Annotated in this window: 22 protein-coding genes and 1 pseudogene; 12 read left to right on the top strand and 11 right to left on the bottom strand. The window is 71.6% G+C overall.

Annotation, left to right across the window (positions count from 1 at the left end; all coding sequences use genetic code 11):
* Nucleotides 1-493: 493 nt before the first annotated feature.
* The 3 genes and pseudogenes from ABZ215_RS05550 to ABZ215_RS05540 all read left to right on the top strand — a co-directional run.
* Nucleotides 494-754: pseudogene (locus tag ABZ215_RS05550) on the top strand (MMPL family transporter); the annotation flags it as partial.
* A gap of 55 nt (nt 755-809) precedes the next feature.
* The gene (locus ABZ215_RS05545; RefSeq protein WP_354947933.1) at nt 810-2,246 is read left to right on the top strand and encodes an MMPL family transporter; all 1,437 of its coding nucleotides are present in this window, start codon (nt 810-812) and stop codon (nt 2,244-2,246) included.
* A gap of 70 nt (nt 2,247-2,316) precedes the next feature.
* On the top strand, nt 2,317-3,708 hold the full coding sequence (locus ABZ215_RS05540) for a class II 3-deoxy-7-phosphoheptulonate synthase (protein ID WP_026153352.1): 1,392 nt from the start codon (nt 2,317-2,319) through the stop codon (nt 3,706-3,708).
* A gap of 121 nt (nt 3,709-3,829) precedes the next feature.
* Here ABZ215_RS05540 and ABZ215_RS05535 read toward each other — a convergent pair whose 3' ends face one another.
* The 3 genes from ABZ215_RS05535 to pknB form a co-directional block, all read right to left on the bottom strand.
* Complete coding sequence (locus ABZ215_RS05535) at nt 3,830-4,408, bottom strand: 2'-5' RNA ligase family protein (RefSeq protein WP_020419661.1); 579 nt, start codon at nt 4,406-4,408, stop codon at nt 3,830-3,832.
* Between the two features lie 32 nt (nt 4,409-4,440).
* Complete coding sequence (locus ABZ215_RS05530) at nt 4,441-5,760, bottom strand: wax ester/triacylglycerol synthase family O-acyltransferase (RefSeq protein WP_354947931.1); 1,320 nt, start codon at nt 5,758-5,760, stop codon at nt 4,441-4,443.
* A gap of 167 nt (nt 5,761-5,927) precedes the next feature.
* Nucleotides 5,928-7,913, bottom strand: coding sequence for a Stk1 family PASTA domain-containing Ser/Thr kinase (gene pknB, locus ABZ215_RS05525; protein WP_020419659.1), 1,986 nt, complete (start codon nt 7,911-7,913; stop codon nt 5,928-5,930).
* 125 nt (nt 7,914-8,038) lie between these two features.
* Between pknB and ABZ215_RS05520 the strand changes: the two genes are divergently transcribed.
* Entirely contained in the window at nt 8,039-8,407 is a 369-nt protein-coding gene (locus ABZ215_RS05520; protein ID WP_017983985.1) for an Rv2175c family DNA-binding protein, read from the top strand.
* A 45-nt stretch (nt 8,408-8,452) separates the two neighbouring features.
* Here ABZ215_RS05520 and ABZ215_RS05515 read toward each other — a convergent pair whose 3' ends face one another.
* Both ABZ215_RS05515 and ABZ215_RS05510 read right to left on the bottom strand, forming a co-directional pair.
* Complete coding sequence (locus ABZ215_RS05515) at nt 8,453-9,238, bottom strand: LLM class F420-dependent oxidoreductase (RefSeq protein ID WP_017983984.1); 786 nt, start codon at nt 9,236-9,238, stop codon at nt 8,453-8,455.
* 109 nt (nt 9,239-9,347) lie between these two features.
* Nucleotides 9,348-10,418, bottom strand: a complete 1,071-nt coding sequence (locus ABZ215_RS05510) for a polyprenyl synthetase family protein (protein WP_237340195.1) — start codon at nt 10,416-10,418, stop codon at nt 9,348-9,350.
* A gap of 78 nt (nt 10,419-10,496) precedes the next feature.
* On the opposite strand from ABZ215_RS05510, the gene ABZ215_RS05505 reads away from it, so the two are divergent.
* Together ABZ215_RS05505 and ABZ215_RS05500 are read left to right on the top strand one after the other, a co-directional pair.
* Nucleotides 10,497-11,291 carry a PIG-L family deacetylase gene (locus ABZ215_RS05505; protein ID WP_354947929.1) on the top strand — a complete coding sequence of 265 codons (795 nt, stop codon included), beginning with the start codon at nt 10,497-10,499 and terminating at the stop codon, nt 11,289-11,291.
* Nucleotides 11,292-11,353: 62 nt separating this feature from the next.
* Nucleotides 11,354-11,749 (top strand): transposase, encoded by a 396-nt coding sequence (locus ABZ215_RS05500; RefSeq protein WP_354947927.1) that lies wholly within the window; start codon nt 11,354-11,356, stop codon nt 11,747-11,749.
* Between the two features lie 20 nt (nt 11,750-11,769).
* On the opposite strand, the gene ABZ215_RS05495 is transcribed toward ABZ215_RS05500, so the two are convergent.
* Nucleotides 11,770-12,207: a VOC family protein gene (locus ABZ215_RS05495; protein ID WP_020419655.1), complete on the bottom strand. Its 438-nt coding sequence runs from the start codon at nt 12,205-12,207 to the stop codon at nt 11,770-11,772.
* A 9-nt stretch (nt 12,208-12,216) separates the two neighbouring features.
* On the opposite strand from ABZ215_RS05495, the gene ABZ215_RS05490 reads away from it, so the two are divergent.
* On the top strand, nt 12,217-12,969 hold the full coding sequence (locus ABZ215_RS05490; protein WP_354947924.1) for a helix-turn-helix domain-containing protein: 753 nt from the start codon (nt 12,217-12,219) through the stop codon (nt 12,967-12,969).
* Here ABZ215_RS05490 and ABZ215_RS05485 read toward each other — a convergent pair.
* From ABZ215_RS05485 to ABZ215_RS05475, 3 genes are all read right to left on the bottom strand, one after another.
* Entirely contained in the window at nt 12,966-13,742 is a 777-nt protein-coding gene (locus ABZ215_RS05485; RefSeq protein WP_354947922.1) for an alpha/beta fold hydrolase, read from the bottom strand. The two genes, ABZ215_RS05490 and ABZ215_RS05485, sit on opposite strands and share 4 nt — an antisense overlap.
* Complete coding sequence (locus ABZ215_RS05480) at nt 13,739-14,257, bottom strand: PadR family transcriptional regulator (protein ID WP_354711548.1); 519 nt, start codon at nt 14,255-14,257, stop codon at nt 13,739-13,741. Before ABZ215_RS05480 ends, ABZ215_RS05485 begins: the two co-directional genes overlap by 4 nt.
* 262 nt (nt 14,258-14,519) lie before the next feature.
* Nucleotides 14,520-15,077, bottom strand: a complete 558-nt coding sequence (locus ABZ215_RS05475; protein ID WP_354947920.1) for an XRE family transcriptional regulator — start codon at nt 15,075-15,077, stop codon at nt 14,520-14,522.
* 69 nt (nt 15,078-15,146) lie between these two features.
* On the opposite strand from ABZ215_RS05475, the gene ABZ215_RS05470 reads away from it, so the two are divergent.
* Nucleotides 15,147-15,809: an AzlC family ABC transporter permease gene (locus tag ABZ215_RS05470; protein WP_354947918.1), complete on the top strand. Its 663-nt coding sequence runs from the start codon at nt 15,147-15,149 to the stop codon at nt 15,807-15,809.
* Complete coding sequence (locus ABZ215_RS05465) at nt 15,806-16,117, top strand: AzlD domain-containing protein (RefSeq protein ID WP_237337207.1); 312 nt, start codon at nt 15,806-15,808, stop codon at nt 16,115-16,117. The genes ABZ215_RS05470 and ABZ215_RS05465 overlap by 4 nt, the downstream gene beginning before the upstream one ends.
* Here the strand turns inward: ABZ215_RS05465 and ABZ215_RS05460 are convergent.
* Nucleotides 16,114-16,866, bottom strand: a complete 753-nt coding sequence (locus tag ABZ215_RS05460) for an antibiotic biosynthesis monooxygenase (protein ID WP_354947916.1) — start codon at nt 16,864-16,866, stop codon at nt 16,114-16,116. The genes ABZ215_RS05465 and ABZ215_RS05460 overlap by 4 nt on opposite strands.
* Before the next feature lie 53 nt (nt 16,867-16,919).
* Between ABZ215_RS05460 and ABZ215_RS05455 the strand changes: the two genes are divergently transcribed.
* Nucleotides 16,920-17,267 (top strand): helix-turn-helix domain-containing protein, encoded by a 348-nt coding sequence (locus tag ABZ215_RS05455; RefSeq protein WP_354947914.1) that lies wholly within the window; start codon nt 16,920-16,922, stop codon nt 17,265-17,267.
* 12 nt (nt 17,268-17,279) lie between these two features.
* On the opposite strand, the gene ABZ215_RS05450 is transcribed toward ABZ215_RS05455, so the two are convergent.
* Nucleotides 17,280-18,134: a LysR family transcriptional regulator gene (locus tag ABZ215_RS05450; protein WP_237337210.1), complete on the bottom strand. Its 855-nt coding sequence runs from the start codon at nt 18,132-18,134 to the stop codon at nt 17,280-17,282.
* 84 nt (nt 18,135-18,218) lie between these two features.
* Here ABZ215_RS05450 and ABZ215_RS05445 point away from each other — a divergent pair, with 84 nt between their 5' ends.
* Together ABZ215_RS05445 and ABZ215_RS05440 are read left to right on the top strand one after the other, a co-directional pair.
* Nucleotides 18,219-19,226, top strand: coding sequence for a bile acid:sodium symporter family protein (locus ABZ215_RS05445; protein WP_354947912.1), 1,008 nt, complete (start codon nt 18,219-18,221; stop codon nt 19,224-19,226).
* Between the two features lie 59 nt (nt 19,227-19,285).
* Nucleotides 19,286-20,170: a methylenetetrahydrofolate reductase gene (locus ABZ215_RS05440; protein WP_020419644.1), complete on the top strand. Its 885-nt coding sequence runs from the start codon at nt 19,286-19,288 to the stop codon at nt 20,168-20,170.
* Nucleotides 20,171-20,184: the final 14 nt, after the last annotated feature.

The raw sequence follows: 20,184 nt of genomic DNA, 5'->3' as shown, positions 1-20,184 counted from the left end.
ATGGCGCGTTACGGTGGACCATCGAGGACCTCCTGGTAATCGGCGTTGATCTCGCAATCCACACCGAACCCGGAGGTCCTCACCCATATCAAGATCATCCTCAGCGTGTCAGCCCATCACCAACGTCCCCGAACAGCACACCTAGGGCTTTCCCGGTTCTCAGCTTCGCGGGGGTTGAATGGGGCACGACCTCCGCGAGGCAAGAACCCGTCATCGAGCGTGGCGTCTTCGCCCGGACGAAAGCGACGCACTGCCCAGGGACTACGAGTCCATCCAGGCGATGACCCTGGGCCAGGAAGCGTTTCCCACCGCGTTCACCCCGTCGATGCTCGTCGTGTTCTACCGCGGCGACAACGCTCCGCTCACCGCGGCGGACACCCAGAAGACCGGCGAAGTGCTGGCCGGCCTGACCGCGAAACGCCTGCCGGACGTCGAGCTGATCTCGCCGCCGACGCCGGCGCCCAACAATGTCGTGTAGATCTCCGCGGTGAAGATGCCGCAGCTGTCGTCCGGCAACGCCGAGCAGCTGACCGCGTCGGCCAAGCAGTTCCGCACCGAGCTGCAGGCGTTGCTCGGCGGCGGCGACCTGAAGGCCGCCACCACCGGCACCGTCGCGCAGCAGCTCGACGTGCAGGAGGCGTCGGGCAGCGCGGACGCCGTGGTCGGCATCGCGACCGTGCTGCTGATCCTCGTGCTGCTGCTGGTGATCTTCCGCAGCCCGGTGATCGCGTTGCTGCCGATCGTGCTGATCGGCATCGTGTCGCAGATCGCGAACGGCCTCATCTCCTGGGTGGTGAAGCTGTTCGGGATTGCAGACCGACGCGTCGATCTCGTCGATCCTGATCGTGGTGCTGTTCGGCGTCGGCACCGACTACATCCTGTTCCTGATGTTCCGGTTCCGCGAACGGCTGCGCGCCGGGGACGAACCGAAACAGGCGATGGTCACCGCGGTGAGCCGCGTCGGCGAGGCGATCACATCCGCGGCGGCCGTCGTGATCATCGCGTTCCTGTCGATGGCCCTGTCGTTGTTCGGGTTCTTCCGCTCGATGGGCCCGTCGCTGGCGATCGCGGTCGCGGTGACGCTGCTGGCCGGGCTGACCCTGGTGCCCGCCGTGGTGTCCCTGCTGGGCGCCAAGGTGTTCTGGCCGTCGAAGTCGTGGCGCGCCGAGCCGAAGGGCGCGCGGTTCGCCGCGATCGGCCGGGGTCTCGGGCGCAAGCCGGCGATCTTCGCGGCCGTGTCCGGCGTGGTGATGGCCGCGCTGGCCGCCGGGCTGGTCAACTTCAACCCGACCTACGACCTGGCGTCCGGGTCGATGCCGCACACCGCCGAATCGCAGGTCGGGCTGCGGCAGCTGGAGCGCGGCCTGCCGCCGGGCACGACCTCGCCGACGAACGTCTACCTGCACAGCGACAGCGGGGCGCTGGACGTCCCGGCGCTGCCGTCGTTCGGCGAGCGGCTGCGGGCCGTGCCGGGTGTCGGGCAGGTCGGGCAGCCGCAGGTCAGCGCCGACGGCGCGACGGCCAACTTCGCGGTCACCCTGACCGACGACCCGAGTTCGGACGCCGCGATCGACACGGTGTCGGGCCCGCTCCGGACCGCCGCGCACGACGGCGCCCCGCCGGGCGCGCTGGTCGGCGGCGAGACGGCGGTGTACGTCGACATCCAGGACACGATGAACCGCGACTACCGGGTGGTGTTCCCGGTGGCGGCGGTGCTGATCATGCTGGTGCTGGCGTTGCTGCTGCGCAACGTGGTGTCGCCGTGGTACGTGATGGCGTCCGTTGGCCTCGGCTTCGCGGCGACGCTGGGCGCGACGACGCTGCTGTTCCAGAACGCGATCGGCGAAACCGGGTTGATCTTCATGATCCCGCTGATCATCTACATGTTCGTGGTCGCGCTGGGGACGGACTACAACATCCTGATGATGGCCCGGCTGCGGGAAGAGGCGAAGAACGGTCATTCCCCGCGTGAGGCGGCGGCGCTCGCGGTGCGTCACACGGGCCCGACCATCGCCGCGGCGGGCGTCATCCTGGCGGGTTCGCTGGGCGCGCTGATGCTGGCCGGCAACGCGCTGCTGGCCGAGATGGGGTTCGCGTTGTCGTTCGGGATCCTCGTCGCGGCGTTCGTCATGGCGATGTTCTTCGTGCCCAGCCTCACGGCGCTCATCGGCCGCGCCGCGTGGTGGCCGGGCCACGGCGACCGCGCGAAGCCGGAACCCGAGCCGGAGCGCGTGCGGCAGGGCTGAGGGCGCCACCCCGGGGTGGCCCCCACCACCTCGGGGCGGATCGTCCCAGCGCACCCCATATCCTGGGGTGGTGAACTGGACCGTGGACGTGCCCGTCGACACCCTTCCCGAGCTGCCGCCCCTGCCGCCGGAACTGCGTGCCCGGCTGGACGACGCCCTGTCCCGCCCCGCCGCCCAGCAGCCGGAGTGGCCCGACGCGGACGCGGTCGGCCGGGTCCGCCACCTGCTCGAGGCCGTGCCGCCCATCACCGTGCCCGCCGAGATCGACCGGCTCCAGGACCGCCTCGCCATGGTCGCCCGCGGCGAGGCCTTCCTGCTCCAGGGCGGCGACTGCGCCGAGACGTTCGAGTCCAACACCGAGCCGCACATCCGCGCCAACCTGCGCACGCTCCTGCAGATGGCCGTCGTCCTCACCTACGGCGCCAGCCTGCCCGTCGTGAAGGTCGGGCGCATCGCGGGCCAGTACGCCAAGCCGCGCTCCAACAGCACCGACGCGCTCGGCCTGCCCGTCTACCGCGGCGACATCGTCAACTCGCTCGTCGCCAAGCCCGAGCTGCGCGTCCCCGACCCGGGCCGCATGATCCGCGCCTACGCCAACTCCGGCGCGGCGATGAACCTGGTCCGAGCCCTCACCGGCGCCGGCATGGCCGACCTCGCCCAGGTGCACGACTGGAACAAGGACTTCGTCCGCACCTCGCCCGCGGGCGAGCGCTACGAGGCGCTGGCCGGCGAAATCGACCGCGGCCTGCGGTTCATGTCCGCCTGCGGCGTCAGCGACACCTCGCTGCACTCCACCGAGATCTTCGCCAGCCACGAGGCCCTGCTGCTCGACTACGAGCGCGCCATGCTGCGGATGGACAACGCCAACGCGGCCAACCCGAAGCTGTACAACCTCTCGTCCCACTTCCTGTGGATCGGCGAGCGCACCCGCCAGCTCGACGGCGCCCACATCGCCCTCGCCGAACTGCTGGCCAACCCCATCGGCGTCAAGATCGGCCCGACCACCACGCCCGAGCAGGCCGTGGAGTACGTCGAGCGCCTCGACCCGCGCAACCAGCCCGGCCGCGTCACCCTCATCTCCCGCATGGGCAACGGCAAGGTCCGCGACGTCCTGCCCGCCATCGTGGAGAAGGTCGAGGCCACCGGCCACAAGGTGATCTGGCAGTGCGACCCGATGCACGGCAACACGCACGAGTCGTCCAGCGGCTACAAGACCCGCCACTTCGACCGCATCATCGACGAGGTCCAGGGCTTCTTCGAGGTGCACCACAAGCTCGGCAGCTACCCCGGCGGCATCCACATCGAGCTCACCGGCGAGGACGTCACCGAGTGCCTCGGCGGGGCGCAGGAGATCTCCGACTCCGATCTGGCCGGGCGGTACGAGACCGCTTGTGATCCGCGGCTGAACACGCAGCAGTCGCTGGAGTTGGCGTTCCTGGTGGCGGAGATGCTGCGGGGTTGATTTCCGGCCCTCCCGAACCCGATCTTTCAGTGTTCGGTTGCCGAGGATCGGGTTGCGGGAGGGGGTTGGCTCGGGGGGTTGGTGCGTGTCGTTGCCGGGTGGCGGTTGTGAGCCGCGTTTATCAGCTCGCGAAGTAGTCTTCGGCGGCTTCCCGGGGGCGCTGTAGCGGCGCCGGCAGCTCGAAGGCCGCCACCGTGCGCCACGGGCCGTGTTCGTCCTCGCCCGCCACCAGGTGCACGCGGTCGATCCACGCCCGCACCGGGAGCGCCGCGGCCAGTTCTGCCGCCGCGCGTCGCCGGGTGTGGGCGTCGCCCGTTCGGTGGTCCACCACGGTCAGGTGGGGGACCGTGTCCGGGTGCTCGCCGCCGTAGGGTGGGTGCGCCGGGAAGCGTTCGCACACCGCCTGCGTCAGCGCCCGGAAGTGCTCGTCCGGCTCCGGCGCCAGCCACACCACCTCCGAGCCGAACCACCCCACCTGCGAAAACTCGCACTCGAACGCCTCGATGCCGACCAGCGCGGCCTCCAGATCGGCCACCGTCCCGGCGTCGATGTCCCGCGGCGCCACGAACGGGTACAGCACGGTCACGTGCGCCGGCACGGTCCGCCGGTGCCGGGTGACCAGGTGGTCCGTCTCGGGGACGGGGACGACGATGGCACTCTTCGTGGCACGGCGAAGCCACTGCGCGTCGGGGACCGGCATGGCTTCATCATGACTGAAGCCGCGCCGGATGTTTAGATCGACCGCTCGTACAGAGCAGCGGCGGACTTCAGCACGGCGTCCCGCAGCGAACCGGTGTCGGACACCGCGTCGCCGTTCATCTGCAGTCCGATGTGGACGTGGTCGGCGTACGTGGCCGCCGCGATGCCCACCGCGTGCCGCGGCGCCAGCGGCACGAACGGGTAGATCTCGCACAACCGCGCGCCGTCCAGGGTCAGGTCCAGCTTCGGCAACGGCACGTTCGTGATCACCGTGTCGAACAGCGCCCCCGCGGCCTTCCCGGCCACCTTCGTCGCCAGCCGGTGCAGCCCCGGCGGCAACCGGTCGGCCAGCACCGGCAGCGCACCCGCCCCGCGCTGCGGCCCCGCCGCCTTGTTCCGGTTCATCGACCAGCGGATCTCCCGCAACCGCCGCACCGGATCGTCCAGGTGCACCGGCAGATCGCACAGGTAACCGGACAGCTGATTGGCGCCCCAGCCGCCCTCACGCGCCCGCATGCTCACCGGGATCAGCGCCCGCAGCGTGCGGGCGTCCGGCCGCTGACCGCGGTTGATCATCCACTCCCGCAGCGCGCCGGCCAGGACGGCCAGCACGACGTCGTTGGGCGTGCCGCCGTGCGTGCCGCGGATGGTGCGGATGTCGGCGAGCGGCAACCGGACGAACCCGAGCCGCCTGCTGGCCGAATCCGGCGCCCCCAACGGGGAGAACGGGTACGGCCGCGCGGCACGCAGCACCGCCGACGCGATCGCCGCGTTCTCCCCGGCCTGGCTGAACGCCTCCGCGACCCCGTCCCGCAGCGCCTCCAGCGGCGAACGCGGATCGGCCGGCCGGTCGGCCGCGTCGATGAGCATGCGCGTGATCGGCAGCTCGTCCAGCAGCCCGGCGGCCACCGCGAACGCGCCAGCGCCGTCGGTGAACGCGTGGTGCAGCTTGAGCAGCAGCGCGAACCGGCCGTCCGCCAGGCCGGTCACCACGTGCAGGTCCCACAGCGGCCGGTCCATCGGCAGCGGCTGCTCCATCCACTCGGCCGCGTGCGTGGCGAGCGGGTCGTCGGCGTAGAACCCGGCGAGCCGGTGCACGTGGATGTGCCGGCGCGGATCGAATTGCGGGTCCTCCACCCAGGTCGCTCCGCCTGGCGGGAACAACGACGAACGGAACCGCTGGCGCAGGCGCGGGATCCGTCTCGCGCGCCGGGCGAGCAGATCGGCCAGCCGGTGCGGATCAACGGAGTCATCCGGTTGGAAGATCACCGCCGCCCCCATGTGCATGGGGGTGGATTCCCCTTCCAGGCAAAGGAAAGCCACGTCCAGCCCACTGAGCTGACGGCCAGCCATAGACGACCCCTCTACGGTCGGTGACACGGGATTGCCTGCTACTTGAGCAAACGGACGTGACGAAACGGTAGTCCATTTGTTTCCGCAGCGCTAACGGCTCCCGATTCTCACTCGAATGGGGTATCGGTCCTTTGTGGACGTGAAAATCGCGCGGATCTCCTTGTCGATCAAGGAAATACTTGCAATTTCACCTTCTTGCCGCGTTCGACCTGCTCGCCGGGCTCGGGATCCTGCCCGACGACGATGGAGAAGTTCCGCGTGCGGCCCTGCACGTCGGCCTGCAGCCCGGCGTCGGTGAGCAGCTGGATCGCGTCCTGCACCGGCCGTCCGAGCACGGACGGGACCTGGACCGCGGTGGAGGTGAACACGCCGACCCGCTTGTCGCCATGGCCGTCGATGGTGGTCCCTGCTGCCGGCGTGGTGCGGGTGACGCTGCCGCTCGGCACGTTCTCGGAGAACTCGGTGCCGGCATCGTAGGGCTCGAATCCGGCCTCCCTCAACCGCTGGAAGGCCTCATTCCGGCTCAACCCGACGACGCTGGGCACCGGTGACGGCGGCGGGCCCTGTGACAGGCCGATCCGCACCGGCGAGCCGATGGTGAGCTGCGTGCCGGGCTTCGGGTCGACCACGAGCACCTTCCCGGCAGGCACCGTGCTGCTGTAGGTGTCGATGCTCTCGTCCCGCCGCGGCGTGAGCCCGGCCGCCTTGACGGCCGCCTCCGCCTGCGCCAGCTCGGTGCCCGGGCTGATGTCGGGCACCGTCGGGCGGCCCGAGGACAGCACCAGGGTGACCGAGCTGCTCTTCTGCACCGACGTCCCGGCCTGCGGATCGCTGCCGATCGCCTTGCCGGCCGCGACGGTGTCGCTGAACTGGCGGGTCACGGTCACCGACAGGCCGGCGTCGTGCAGCGTCTTCTCCGCCGTGGCCTGGTCCAGGCCGGCCACCGGCGGGATCGAGATCGAGTCCGCGGCGTCCTCGCCGACGCTGAACCACCACACGCCGGTGCCGACCAGGGCCACCACGAGCGTGGCGATGACGGCCCACAGCACCACCGGGCGGCGCTGCACGAACGTCTTCAGGTCCTCCCGCGGCGGCGCGGGCGGGGGCGGCGGCACGGGCGCGGCCTGCGGGCGGACCATCGCGCGGGTGCCCCGCGGGCCCGCGATCGGGTCCGTGGTCGCGACCGGCGCGAACGCGGGCACGGTCTTCTCCGGGTCCACGGGCGGGGCGGGCGCGGCGGGCACCTCCTTCGGCGGCAGCACCGGGATCGGCGCGGGCGCGATGCCCAGCGCCGCCCGCACGCGGCGCAGCTCCTGCAGGAACGCGGCGGCGTCCGCGGGCCGCGCTTCCGGGTCGCGCCGCGTGGCGCGCAGCACCAGGTCGTCCAGCACCGCGGGCAGGCCGGGCTCGACCGTGCTGGGCGCCGGGACGTCGTCGTTCACGTGCCGGTAGGCGACCGAGATGGCGGTGTCGCCGGTGTAGGGCACCTGGCCGGTGAGCATCTCGTAGAGCACGATGCCGGCCGAGTAGACGTCGCCGCGCTCGCCCGCCATGCCGGTGGTGACCTGCTCGGGCGCCAGGTAGGACACGGTGCCCAGGATGATGCTCGAACTGGTCGTGCCCGCGCTCGCGACGGCACGCACGAGGCCGAAGTCGGCGACTTTCACCACCCCGGTCGGCGGGTGGCCGGTGGCGCCGATCAGCACGTTCTCCGGCTTCACGTCGCGGTGCACCAGGCCGGCCTGGTGCGCGGCCGACAACGCGGCGAGCATCTGCTCGGCCACGCTCAGCGCCAGCGGCACGTCGAGCTTGCCCCGCTGCTCCAGCAGGTCGCGCAGCGTGCCGCCGTCGACCAGCTCCATCACGAGGAACACGTGCGAGCGGTCGCCTGCCACGTCGACGCCCTGGTCGTGCACCGTGACCACGTTCGGGTGGTGCAGCTTCGCGGCCAGCCGCGCCTCGCGCTCGAAGCGCTCGACGAACGACCGGTCGTCGGCGAAGCGCGGGTCCATGACCTTGATGGCGACCGGACGGTCCAGCCTCGTGTCCGACCCCCGGTAGACGGCCGACATGCCGCCCCGCGCGAGGAGGCCGTCGACCCGGTAACGCCGCTCCAGTAGCGTCCCGGCCAGGCTGGTTTCCGTGCTCGTCACGCGCCCGATCGTACGGACTTTGCCGGAGTCCGTGGAGCCGCCCCGGGACTGCCGTGGTGGAGCTTTCGTTACGCCGTTCGCGCGACATTGCGGACAACCAGGCCTGATGTGGCACCCTGTCTTGCGTGAGTGCGATCCCAGTCGCTGATGACATCCTCGACGCCGACGTGGCCGTGCTGTCGCTGGCGCAAGTGGCGGAGCAGATCGGCCTTTCGGTGAACAAGGTCCGGCAACTGCTGCGGGACGGTCAGCTGCTCGCCGTGCGGCGCGACGGCGACCTGATGGTCCCGGCGGACTTCTTCGTCGGCGGTCAGCCGGTGAAGGGGCTGACCGGACTGCTGACGGTGCTCGCCGACGCCGGGTTCAGCCGCACGGAGATGCTGCGCTGGCTCTACGAGGCGGACGAAACGCTGCCCGGCAGCACCCCGATCAACGCCCTGCGCACCAACCACGGCACGGAGGTGAAGCGCCGCGCCCAGGCCATGGCGTTCTAGCGAAGAGGCGGGTGCGGAGTCGCACCCGCCTACGCCCGGCAGGTGTCAGCCGTTCTGCGCGTCGCGCCAGGAGATCCACTTCTTCAGCAGGCCCAGGTCGTAGTCGGGGCCGCCGACGCCGACGGTGAACAGGCTCACGCCCAGCCCCCGCAGCTTCGGGCCCAGCTCGTCCGGCTCGCCCTGCACGCCGGTGGAGATCTCGATCTCGCCTGCGTCGCGGCCGACGTCCGCGCAGTGCTGCTTCAGGATCCCGACCTTGCGCTCGACGGTCTCCGGGTCGCCGAAGCCGTGCCAGATGTCGGCGTGCTTAGCGACCAGCTTCAGCGTCTTCTTCTCGCCGCCGCCGCCGATCAGCACCGGGATCTTGCGGGTGGGCGCCGGGTTGAGCTTGCCCAGCCGCGACTCGATGCGCGGCAGCGCCTCGGCCAGGTCGTCCAGGCGGCCGCCCGCGGTGCCGAACTCGTAGCCGTACTCGTCGTAGTCCTTCTCGAACCAGCCGGAGCCGATGCCGAGGATCAGGCGGCCGTCGCTGATGTGGTCGACCGTGCGCGCCATGTCGGCGAGCAGCTCGGGGTTGCGGTAGCTGTTGCAGGTGACCAGCGCGCCGATCTCGACCCGCGACGTCGACTCCGCCCAGGCGCCGAGCATGGTCCAGCACTCGAAGTGCTTGCCGTCGGGGTCGCCGTAGAGCGGGTAGAAGTGGTCCCAGTTGAAGATGATGTCGACGCCGAGGTCTTCGGCGGCGGAGGCGGTTTCGCGGATGGTCCGGTAGTCGGCGTGCTGCGGCTGGAGCTGCAGCCCGATCCGGATCGGCCTGGTGGTGTCGGTCATACCGCCAGCCTAGCCACACTCAGGACACCCGCGCAGGGCGACGGAAGTGCTTGCCCCGCATGGACTTCCACCTGGATCGCACTCCAGGTGGAAGTCCACTGTGTACGACTCAGAAGGTGCGCTGGGTGGCGAGCTCGGCCAGCTCGGCGAGCCGGGTCGCCGCGGGTTCGGCCAGGCGGGCGCGCTCCAGCGCGGCCAGCGCGGTGCCGGTGAGCGCGGTGATCCGCTGCTCGACCGCGTCCACGGCGCCGACCTCGGTCAGCGTCCGGCGCACCGTGTCCACCTCGTCGTCGGCGAGGTCGGCGCCGATCGCGTCGGCGATGAGCTTGTGCTGCTCCGGGTCCTCGGCCAGCTGCAGGCCCAGCGCGACCAGCAGCGTGCGCTTGCCCTCGCGCAGGTCGTCGCCCGCCGGCTTGCCGGTGACCGACGGGTCGCCGAACACGCCGAGCAGGTCGTCCCGCAGCTGGAACGCCACGCCGAGGTCGTCGCCGAACTCGCGCAGCGTCGCGATGCGCTGCTCGTCCGCGCCGGCCAGCGCGGCGCCCAGGTGCAGCGGGCGCTGCACGGTGTAGGCGGCGGTCTTGAGGCGCGACACCCGCAGCGCGGCCTCCGGCGAGGTGTCGCCGGTGGCCTGCGTGCGCACGTCCAGGTACTGGCCGGCGAGCACCTCGGTGCGCATCGCGCGCCACGCCGGGCGCGCGGCGTCGAGTGTCGCGGCGGGCAGCGGGGCGCTGTTGAACATGTCGTCCGCCCAGGCCAGCGCCAGGTCGCCGATCAGCACGGACGCGGCCAGGCCGAACGTCTCGGGGGCGCCGAGCCAGCCGTTCGCCCGGTGCTCGCGGGCGTAGGAGACGTGCACGGTGGGGCGGCCGCGGCGCGAGTCGGAGGAGTCGATGAGGTCGTCGTGGATCAACGCGCACGCCTGCACCAGTTCGAGGCTGGCGACGGCCTGCAGCACGCCCTCGGCGTCGGGGCCGTCCGGGTCGCCGCCCGCGCCGCGCCAGGCCCACCACGCGAACGTCGGCCGCAGCCGCTTGCCGCCGCCGAGCACGAAGCCGGTGAGCGTGTCGACGCCGGAGCCGAACACGGGCTGGGCGGCCCGGACGGCCGCGCCCGCCTCGGTGAGGAACGCGGCCAGGTGGCGTTCCAGGTGCTGGGGCAGGTCGGCGTCGAAGTCCATGCGCCTATCGTCGACGACATGCGCCGGGCGCGCTTGGCGGGGTGGCCGCGATGTGATCGGCGCCCGTAGGCTCGGCTCGTGGCGACCTTGGTGACGTTTCACGCCCATCCCGACGACGAGTGCATCGCCTGCGGCGGGATCATGCGCAAGGCCTTCGAGGAGGGGCACCGGGTGGTGCTCGTCGTCGCGACCCGCGGCGAGCACGGCGAGGTGCCGCCCGGCTTCCTCGGCGATGACGAGCCGCTGTGGCAGCGCCGGGTCGAGGAGACCAGGGCGGCGGCCGAGATCCTCGGCGCGAAACGGCTGGAGTTCCTCGGCTACACCGACTCCGGGATGATGGGCACGCCGGAGAACGACCTGCCCGGCTCGTTCTGGCGGGCGCCGGTGGAGGAGGCGGCGGCGAAGCTCGCGGCGATCCTGCGCGAGGAGCAGGCGGACGTGCTGACCGTCTACGACGACCACGGCACCTACGGCCACCCGGACCACATCCAGGTGCACCGCGTCGGGATGCGCGCGGCCGAGCTGGCCGGCACGCCGCGGGTGTACCAGAGCACGGTCAACACCGACCACATGCGGGCCGGGCTGGCGGAGTACGCCGCACGGGCCGCCGAGTCCGGCATCACGATCCCCGGTGTCGACGGCCTCGGCGAGCTGGGCAAGCCGGCCGCGGAGATCACCGCCGCGGTGGACGTGCGGCCGTGGCTGGAGGCCAAGCGCGCGGCGATGCGCGCGCACGCCAGCCAGATCAGCGAGCAGTCCCTGTTCCTGGCGATGCCCGACGACGCGTTCACCCACGCCTTCGGCACCGAGTGGTTCATCCGCGCGGGCCAGGGGCCGGGCATCACCGAGACCGACCTGATGGCGGGGCTCTAGACGAGTAATGCGGAAGTCTGGGTGGTGTCTGGAGACGGACGAAGGGTGTTCAAGATCCGTTTGTGATCGACGAGCGGCAGGTACTCATGGCGATCTGCGACCACGAACCCCACCTGCTTACCGAACGCCCCGGACTGCTGATCATCGCCGACAAGGGCTACGTCTCCCGCGAACTCGACCACTACCTCACCCAGCGCGGCGTCCGGCTGATCCGGTCGTCCTACCGCAACCGCAAGCCCCATCCCGGTGAGCCGCTGCTCAAGTCCATCCGCCAGCTCATCGAATCGGTCAACGACACCCTCACAGGCCAACTGAACCTGGAACAGCACGGCGGACGCACCATCGAAGGCGTCGGCATCCGCATCGCCCAACGACTCCTGGCCCTCACCGCCGCCATCTGGCACCACCGCGCCACCGGCCAACCCGTCACCCGATCCCTGACCGCCTACGACCACTGACCGAGTTACGCATTACTCGTCTAGGCGTCGATGAGACCGATCCGCACCGTGCCGTCGGGGTCCACGGCCCAGCCCGAGTTGTGCGCGATCTCCCAGATGAGGCCGATCGGGTCGCGGAAGTGGCCGTGGTAGCCGCCGAACGCGGCCCGCTGGCCGGGTTTCAGGATCTCCGCACCGGCCCGCTCCGCGGCCTCCAGGCAGCGGTCCACCGCGTCCGGGCCGGGCAGGTTGTGGGACAGGGTCAGCCCGGCCGGGCCGGTGACGTCGGTGGTGTTCAGGTCCTCGGCGAACTTCACGGCGTCGAACAGGCCGAGCGCGACCCCGTGGGCGACCTGGAAGAACAGGATCTCGCCGGGCACGTCCAGCAGGGGCTTCCAGCCGAGCCCGTCCACGTAGAACGCCCTCGCGGCGTCGAGGTCCCGGGTGGACACCGTGATGATCTGCAGGCTTTGTTCCATACTCGGAGCATGGCAGCCGAGCCCGGGGAGGGCTTGAACGAAACGGACACCTACCGCGAACGGGTGGGTTCCGGTGTCGTGCGCTGCTGGTGGGCGCAGCGGGTGCCGGGCGAGTTCGTGCAGCGGGTGGTGCCGGACGCGGCGGCGGACGTGATCGTCGCGTCGACCGGCGCGGCCTACCTGGTGGGGCCCACGCTGGCGCCCGCGCTGCACCTGCTGCCGCCCGGCGCGGAGCTGCGCGGGCTGCGGCTGCGCACCGAGGCGACCGCGGCGGTGCTGGGCCTGCCGGGCGACGAGGTGCGGGACGCGGTGGTGCCGTTGAGCGCGGTGCTGCCGGACGCGGCCGCCCGCACGGTTGCGGAATCGGTGTGGCGCGGTGTTTTCCCGTCGGAGCTGCGGCCCCGGCCGGGTGATTCGCGGGTGCGGCACGCGGTGAGCCGGATCTGGCGGGGCGCGCCGCTGGACGCGGTGGCGGACGAGGTTTCGCTGACGGGCCGCCAGTTGCGCCGGCTGTTCACCGAGCAGGTCGGCCTCGGGCCCAAGGCGCTGCAGCGGATCGTGCGGTTCCAGCGTTTCCTGCGCAGCGCGGACGCTGCGCGCCCGTCTTCGCTGGCCGACTCCGCGGTGGCCGCCGGGTACGCCGACCAGGCCCACCTGACGCGCGAGACGCGTGACCTGGCCGGGGTCACGCCCGCGGTGCTGGTCCGGGAACGACACGGCCTGGCGGCGCCGGACGCCGCGGGCGCGGTGGCCGTCTTCTAACGCGCCGGGAGGAGCCGCGGGTCGGTGGCGCCGTCCAGCCAGGCCCGCAGAACGTCGTTGAACAGGACGGGGTCCTCGACGTTCCAGACGTGGTGCATGCCGGGCGCGAGCCGGACCTGGGCCTGTGGCGCGATCCGCGCCAGCGTCGCCAAGGAGCGCCGCACCACCGGGTCTTCCTTCTCGCCCGCGACGGCCAGCAGCGGTCCCGTGTAGTGGCCGAGTTCCACCGGCACGCCGCCCGCGTACACGTCGGCGAACATCGCGGACGCGGTCTCGCGGCGCACCGACAACCCGTGCGCCACATAGCGTTCCCGGGCGTCGGCAGGCAGCCCGAAGCTCGTGGCCAGCGCCCGCCAGAACCACGGCGCCCGCCAGAACACCAGTTGCAGCCGGGCGATCAGGCGCACCGCGGCGCCGGGCCGCGCGAGCGGCGCCCCGGTCAGGAACGCCGAGCGGACGCGGCCGGGATGCCGGGCCAGCACCCGCACCGCCGTCACCGCGCCCAGCGAGAGCCCGACCAGGTCGAAGGGGCCGTCCACGCCGCACGCGCGCACCCGGTGCACCACGTCGTCGGCCACCGCGTCCAGCCCCGGCCAGTCCTCGTAGACCCGCTCGCCGAAACCGGGCAGATCCGGCGTGAGCACGGTCCGGTCGGTCAGGGCGGGCACCTGCGGCTCCCACATCCAGTTCGCCGCGTTGCCGCCGTGCAGCATCACCAGCGGCGGGTGCGCCGCGGCCGTCCGCGCGTGGTGCACTTCGGGGAAGCCGGTCACGCGAACTCCTCCTCGACCTCGTCCAGCCAGGCGAGTTCGGCGCGCAGGTGCGCGAGGCCGTTGTCCAGCGTGGCCAGGCGGAGCCGGGCGGCGCGGTCGGGCGCGGCGGCCTCGGACCGCATGCCCTCGAACCGCTCCAGCCGCGCCTGCACCTCTTCCCGGCGCCGGGCGAGCAGCGACCGGAGGCCGTCGTCGTCGAGGCCGTCGCCGAAGAACACGCGCGCCAGGAACGGATCCCGCTCGACGTGGCGCTCCGGCTCGCCGGCGAGCCATTCGGCGAGAGCCGCCCGGCCCGCCGCGGTGATGCGGTGCTCCTGCCGGTCCGGCGCCCGTTCCCCGGGCACCTTCTCGACCTCGGCGTGGCCGTCGGCGACGAGCCGGGCCAGCGTCCGGTAGATCTGCGCCCGGTCGGCCGACCAGAAGTGCCCGACGGTCGAGTCGAAGTGGCGTTTGAGGTCGTAACCGGTCATGGGCGCGATGGCGAGCAGGCCCAGGATGATGCGGGAGAGAACCACTCGCCTAGTAGACAACTCACCTATTCGACTTGTCAACTAGGGCGTGTCTGGCGGTCGTTCTCCGACGCCCGGGCGATGGTGGAGGGAATCATTTACCGCTACCGGTCGGCCGGAGACTCGCCGATGTTCGAACCGCTCATGGCCCGCACCGCAAACGCCGCGGTTCTCGCGGCTGACGCCCACCCACCTTCAGCGCCCACGACTACCGCGGCCGCAACGTCATCGAACGCTTCGACGAACTCGCCACCCGCTACCGCGCCGCCTAGGTGTGCTCGGAGATCAGCACCGCGCGGGTGCCCGGCTCCAGGGCCTGGAAGATGTGCTCCACGTCGCCCGGGTACGCGATGTAGTCGCCGGGGGCGAGTTCCACCGGCTCGTCGGTCAGGCCCACCAAGGCGCGGCCCGCGCTGAGCACCACATGCTCCACCACGCCGGGCATGTGCGGGTCCGAGCGGCGCGGCGGGCCCGGCTCGGCGGAGATGCGGAAGATGTCGCGGCGCGCGTTCGGCGGACAGGACGCCACGAGCGTCGCCACGTAGTCCGAGCGCTCCGAGTAGAACGTCGGCCCCTCGTCGGCGCGGATGACCTGCACCTGCGGCCGCACCGGTTCGACCAGTCGCGCGAAGGGCACGTCCAGCACCACGCTGAGCGCCCACAACGTTTCCACGCTCGGGTTGCCGCTACCGGATTCCAGCTGGGACAACGTCGACTTGGCGATACCCGCCCGCTTGGCGACCTCGCTGAGGGACAGCCCGGTGCGGGCGCGTTCCCGTCGCAGGGAAGCCGCGATGACGTCCAGTGGTGCGCCGCGCTCAGCCATGCGTGTTCGCTCCAGAAGTCCGGTTGTTCGCCTTGACGAACGCTTTGTCGGTGTTCAGTATGGAAGGTGATGCGTACGATATACCGAACACTCGACCGTCGCCTGCTGCGCGACGTCGCCCTGGTGGCGCTCGCCGACGGGGTCGTCGGCGTCTCCTACGGCGCCATCAGCACCGGGTCTGGCTTCGGCGCCTGGCTGCCGGTGGTGATGTCGTTGCTGGTGTTCGCCGGCGCGGCCCAGTTCCTGTTCGTCGGGCTGGTGGCCGCGGGCGGCAGCCCGTTCGCGGCGGCGGTCGCCGGGCTGCTGGTCAACAGCAGGCACCTGCCGTTCGGCATGGCGGTCAGCGACGTGCTCGGCCGCCGCGGGCGCATCCTGGGCAGCCACCTGATGACGGACGAAAACGTGGCGTTCGCGCTGGCGCAGGAGGACGCCGCGCGCCGTCGCACCGCCTACTGGGCCTGCGGGGTCGCCATCTTCGTGGCCTGGAACCTTGGCGTGGTCGCGGGCGCCTTCGCGGGCACGGTCATCGGCGACACCGACGCGTTCGGGCTGGACGCCGCTTTCCCGGCCGTGCTGCTCGCGCTGGTGCTGCCGTCGCTGAAGGACCGCGGCACCCGGCACGCGGCGCTGGCCGGCGCGGTGGTCGCGCTCGCGGCCACCCCGTTCCTGCCCGCGGGCCTGCCGGTGCTGCTCGCGCTGGCCGGGGTGCTGGTCCTGGTGGTGCGGCGATGACCCTGCTGATCGCGATCGCGGTGCTCGCCGCGGGCACTTTCGCGTTCCGGTTCGCCGGGCCGTTGCTGCAGTCGAGGATCCAGCTCTCGCCCAGGGTGCAGAACCTGATGGCGGTCTCGGCGACGGTCCTGCTGGTCGCCGTGGTGGCGACGAGCGCGCTCGCGGAGGGCCACGGTTTCGCCGGGTTCGCCCGCCCGATCGGGGTTGCCGTCGGCGGCGTGCTCGCCTGGCGGAAGGCGCCGTTCCTGGTGGTGGTCGTCGCCGCCGCGGCGGTCACCGCGCTGCTGCGGCTGGCCGGCGTGCCCTAGCCCTGCCAGGGGCGCACGGAACCCCAGCCCCACACCGGCATCGGCTCATCGACGGCGGGGCGCGCGCCGGGACGCGAGAAGAACACCGCCAGCCGCGTGCCCCACTCCAGGTAGGCGACGAACGCCGAGCGGAACTCCGGGTCCGACGGCAGGCCCACCTCGTCCGCGGTCTCCAGCAGGAGGTCGACCCAGCGGCGGCGCTGCGCTTCGGTGATCGCCTTGCCGAGGTGCTTCGACACCATGTGGCGGTGACCGCCGCGGCGCGTGCTGTAGTCCTTCGGACCGCCGAACACCTCGCCGACCCACTGCGCGACGTGCTGCGCGTGCTCGGCGTCCATGCCGGCGAACAGCGGCGCGAGCAGGTCGTCCGCGGGCACTTTCTGGTAGAAGGCGGTGAACAGCTTCTCGAACGCCTCGGCGCCGCCCGCCCACTCGTACAGGCTCGGCAGCGGACTGCCGATGTCGACGGGTTCGTAGTGGCGCATTTCCTCGATGGCGTCGACGAAACCGCGGACCTCGGCGAAGAAGGGCGGGAAGTGCGGGCCATTCCGGAAGCCGGTCAGGTGCGCGTCGGCGGAGGTCCAGGTCAGCCGGACGACGTAGCACTGCGGTTCGTCCACGCAGCGGGTCATCTCGAAGTCGTGGCACTCGGGAGCGGCGGCCAGGTGCGCGGACGCGCGCCGGTAGGCGTCCTCGAATTCCGCGCCCTGCCCGGCGGGAATCCGGTACCGGATGTATTCGGTGAGCATCGGTCAAGTCGAGCACCTGTGCGCTGGCCCGGCAAGTACGTACTTTGTGGTGCGTGGACACGACTCGCACGCGCTACCACTGCCCGGTCGAACTCGCCGTCGACGTCATCGGCGGCAAGTGGGCCGTGGTGGTGCTGGCGTACCTGAAGGAGCGCGACCACCGGTACGGCGAGCTGCGCAGGCGGATGCCGGGGATCAGCGAGAAGGTGCTGACTACGCGGTTGCGGGAACTGGAAGCGGCCGGGCTGGTGGAGAGGTCCGTGCACGACGGCGCGGTCCGTTCGGTCACCTACCGGCTGTCCGTGGAGGGCGCGGAGCTGGCCCCGGCGCTGCAGATCCTGCACGACTGGGGACAGCGCCGGGCCGAACGGGAGGGGGTGCGCATCGAACCGGCCGGGTAGCGGCGGTTCCGGTCAACCGTGCAGCCGGTTGGCCTCCGCGCGGATCGCTTCCGACAGCGCCGCCGTGGGGCCGCGTGGGGTGGTCGAGCGGGTGGTCAGCAGGAACTGCACCTCGCCCGGGTCGGGCAGTCCGTGGCCGGCCGGCAGCTCCACCAGCCCGGCCGGGATCAGGCTCCGCGCGAACACCACGACACCGAGACCGGCGAGCGCCGCGGCGCGGAGGCCGTTCAGGCTGCCGCTCGTGCAGACGATTCGCCACGGCTTTCCGTTGTCCTGCAACGACTCCAGCGCTCTGGCGCGGGTGATGCTCGGCGGCGGGTACGCGATCAGCGGCACCGGCGCGCCGGGCTCCAGCTCGAACCCCTCGCGCCCCACCCACACCAGCGGATCCGTCCACAACGGACTTCCGGCCTCGTCGCCCGCGCGGCGCTTGCCCAGCACCAGGTCCAGCTCGCCCGCGCGCAGCTTTTCGTAGAGCACACCGGACAGATCCACCGTCAGTTCGAGGTCGACCAGCGGGTGCAGCCGCCGGAACTCCCGCAGGATCTCCGGCAGCGGCCCGACCACGAAGTCCTCCGAGGCGCCGAACCGCACCCGCCCGCGCAACTCCGGCCCGGCGAAGTAGGCCAGCGCCCGCTCGATGTCCTCCAGGATCGTCCCGGCGAACCCGATCATCGCCTCACCGTCCGGCGTCAGCGACACCGAATGGGTGTCGCGCAGCAGGAGTTGCTGCGAGGTCGCCTCTTCGAGCTTGCGCACGTGCTGGCTCACCGTCGACTGCCGCAGCCCGAGCCGCTGCCCGGCGCGCGTGAAGCTGCGCGTCTCGGCCACCGTCAGGAACGTCCGCAGCCACACGGGATCGAGCACACCGGCCTCCATCGCGAATCGCGATAGCAGTTATGCCCTTCATCATACTTCACAATCGGCCCAGTCCGGCGGACCATCGGGAGCGTGAAAAGCCCCGCCGCGCTCCTCGCCAAGCTCCGCATCGACCCGTTCATCATCGGCATCCTCGCCGCGGTCGGAGTCGCCTGCCTGGTGCCGGCGCGCGGCCAGGGCGCGGAGATCGCCTCCTGGGTCACCTCGATCGGCGTCGGCGCGCTGTTCTTCCTCTACGGCGCGCGCCTGTCCACCGCCGAGGCCGTGGCCGGCTTCAAGCACTGGCGGCTGCACCTGGTGATCCTGGCCACGACGTTCGTGCTGTTCCCGCTGCTCGGCCTGACCACCAAGCTGCTCGTGCCGTCCGTGCTGACCCCCGCGCTGGCCGCCGGCGTGATCTTCCTGTGCACGCTGCCCTCGACGGTCAACTCCTCGATCGCGTTCACCTCGATCGCCAAGGGCAACGTGGCCGCCGCCATCTGCGCCGCGTCGTTCTCCAGCCTGCTGGGCATCGTCATCACCCCGCTGCTGGTCGGCCTGCTGCTGCACAGCACCGGCAACGGCTTCTCGCTCGACGCGGTCACCTCGATCGTGCTGCAGCTGCTCGTGCCGTTCGTCGCCGGGCAGATCGCGCGGCGCTGGATCGGCGGGTTCATCACGCGCCACAAGAAGGTCCTCGGCCGCGCCGACCGCACCGTCATCCTGATGGTCGTCTACGCGGCGTTCAGCGAGGGCGTCGTGGCCGGGATCTGGCACCAGCTGACGCCGCTCGCGCTCGGCGGGCTGGTGGTCGTCAACCTCGCGTTGTTCTACATCGTGTTCTGGACCCTCAAGCTGGTCACGCCGAAGCTGGGCTTCGGCCGCGCGGACCGCGTGGCGATCATCTTCGCCGGGTCGAAGAAGAGCCTCGCCAGCGGACTGCCGATGGCCGCGGTCCTGTTCCCCGCGCAGACGGTCGGCCTGATCGTGCTGCCGCTGATGCTGTTCCACCAGGCCCAGCTCATGATCTGCGCGGCGCTCGCCAGGCGGTGGGGCGCCAAGGCGGGCGCGGACCAACCCGCTGCGGCCGCGGTGCGTTAGCCCTTCCCAGGTGGCGGACCTCATTTCCCACCTTTCGGACACCGGTTACCATTGCCCGCATGACGTCGGTGATCGAGCGCCTGCGAGGGGAGTCCCCGGCGTTCTCCATTGAGTTCTTCCCGCCGCGCGACGCGGCCGACGAAGCCGTGCTGTGGCGGTCGATCCGCGAGCTGGAGCCGCTGGACCCCGCCTACATGTCGATCACCTACGGCGCGGGCGGGTCGAGCCGGGACGGCACCATCCGCAGCATCGCGCGGGTGGCGACCGAGACCACGCTGGTGCCGATGGCGCACCTGACCGCGGTGGACCACTCCGTCGCCGAGCTGCGCAACGTCATCGGCTGGTACGCCGCAGTCGGCGTGCGCAACATCCTCGCGCTGCGCGGCGACCCGCCGGGCGACCCGTACGGCGAGTGGGTGCCGCACCCGCAGGGCCTGAGCTACGCCGAGGAGCTGGTCGCGCTCGTCCGCTCGCTCGGCGACTTCTGCGTCGGCGTCTCCGCGTTCCCCTACGGCCACCCGCGCTCGCTCGACCTGGACACCGACACGAAGTACCTGGTGCGCAAGTTCCGCGCAGGCGCCGACTTCGGCATCGCCCAGCTGTTCTTCGAGGCCGAGGACTTCCTGCGGCTGCGCGACCGGGTCGCCGCCGCGGGCTGCGACGCGCTGGTCATCCCCGGCGTGATGCCGCTGACCACGCCGCGCACCCTGCACACCACGATCCGGCTGTCCGGCGCGCCCGCGCCGCAGCGGCTGCTGGACCGGCTCGAACCGCTGGCCGGCGACCCGAAGGCGTTCCGCGCCGAGGGCCTGGACGTGGTCACCGAGCTGTGCGAGCGGCTCATCGCCGAAGGCGTGCCGGACCTGCACTTCTACACCTTCAACCGGTCCAAGGCGACCCGCGAGGTGGTCCACCGGCTCGGCCTGGTGCCCGCTCGCGCGTAAACCCGGTTGCCGCG

The organism is Amycolatopsis sp. NPDC006131 (assembly GCF_040614175.1).
Classification (GTDB): Bacteria; Actinomycetota; Actinomycetes; order Mycobacteriales; family Pseudonocardiaceae; genus Amycolatopsis_E; species Amycolatopsis_E tucumanensis.
The sequence above is the reverse complement of the archived record's forward strand: the minus strand, read 5'-3'. Positions and strand labels throughout refer to the sequence as shown.

Excerpts from the sequence above, each read along its gene's own strand:
- ABZ215_RS05535 (WP_020419661.1), bottom strand. The coding sequence starts at position 4,408 with ATGCCGGTCCCCGACGCGCAGTGGCTTCGCCGTGCCACGAAGAGTGCC.
- ABZ215_RS05530 (WP_354947931.1), bottom strand. The coding sequence starts at position 5,760 with ATGGCTGGCCGTCAGCTCAGTGGGCTGGACGTGGCTTTCCTTTGCCTG.
- ABZ215_RS05515 (WP_017983984.1), bottom strand. The coding sequence starts at position 9,238 with ATGACCGACACCACCAGGCCGATCCGGATCGGGCTGCAGCTCCAGCCG.
- ABZ215_RS05510 (WP_237340195.1), bottom strand. The coding sequence starts at position 10,418 with ATGGACTTCGACGCCGACCTGCCCCAGCACCTGGAACGCCACCTGGCC.
- ABZ215_RS05495 (WP_020419655.1), bottom strand. The coding sequence starts at position 12,207 with ATGGAACAAAGCCTGCAGATCATCACGGTGTCCACCCGGGACCTCGAC.
- ABZ215_RS05490 (WP_354947924.1), top strand. The coding sequence starts at position 12,217 with ATGGCAGCCGAGCCCGGGGAGGGCTTGAACGAAACGGACACCTACCGC.
- ABZ215_RS05475 (WP_354947920.1), bottom strand. The coding sequence starts at position 15,077 with ATGGCTGAGCGCGGCGCACCACTGGACGTCATCGCGGCTTCCCTGCGA.
- ABZ215_RS05470 (WP_354947918.1), top strand. The coding sequence starts at position 15,147 with ATGCGTACGATATACCGAACACTCGACCGTCGCCTGCTGCGCGACGTC.
- ABZ215_RS05465 (WP_237337207.1), top strand. The coding sequence starts at position 15,806 with ATGACCCTGCTGATCGCGATCGCGGTGCTCGCCGCGGGCACTTTCGCG.
- ABZ215_RS05460 (WP_354947916.1), bottom strand. The coding sequence starts at position 16,866 with ATGCTCACCGAATACATCCGGTACCGGATTCCCGCCGGGCAGGGCGCG.
- ABZ215_RS05440 (WP_020419644.1), top strand. The coding sequence starts at position 19,286 with ATGACGTCGGTGATCGAGCGCCTGCGAGGGGAGTCCCCGGCGTTCTCC.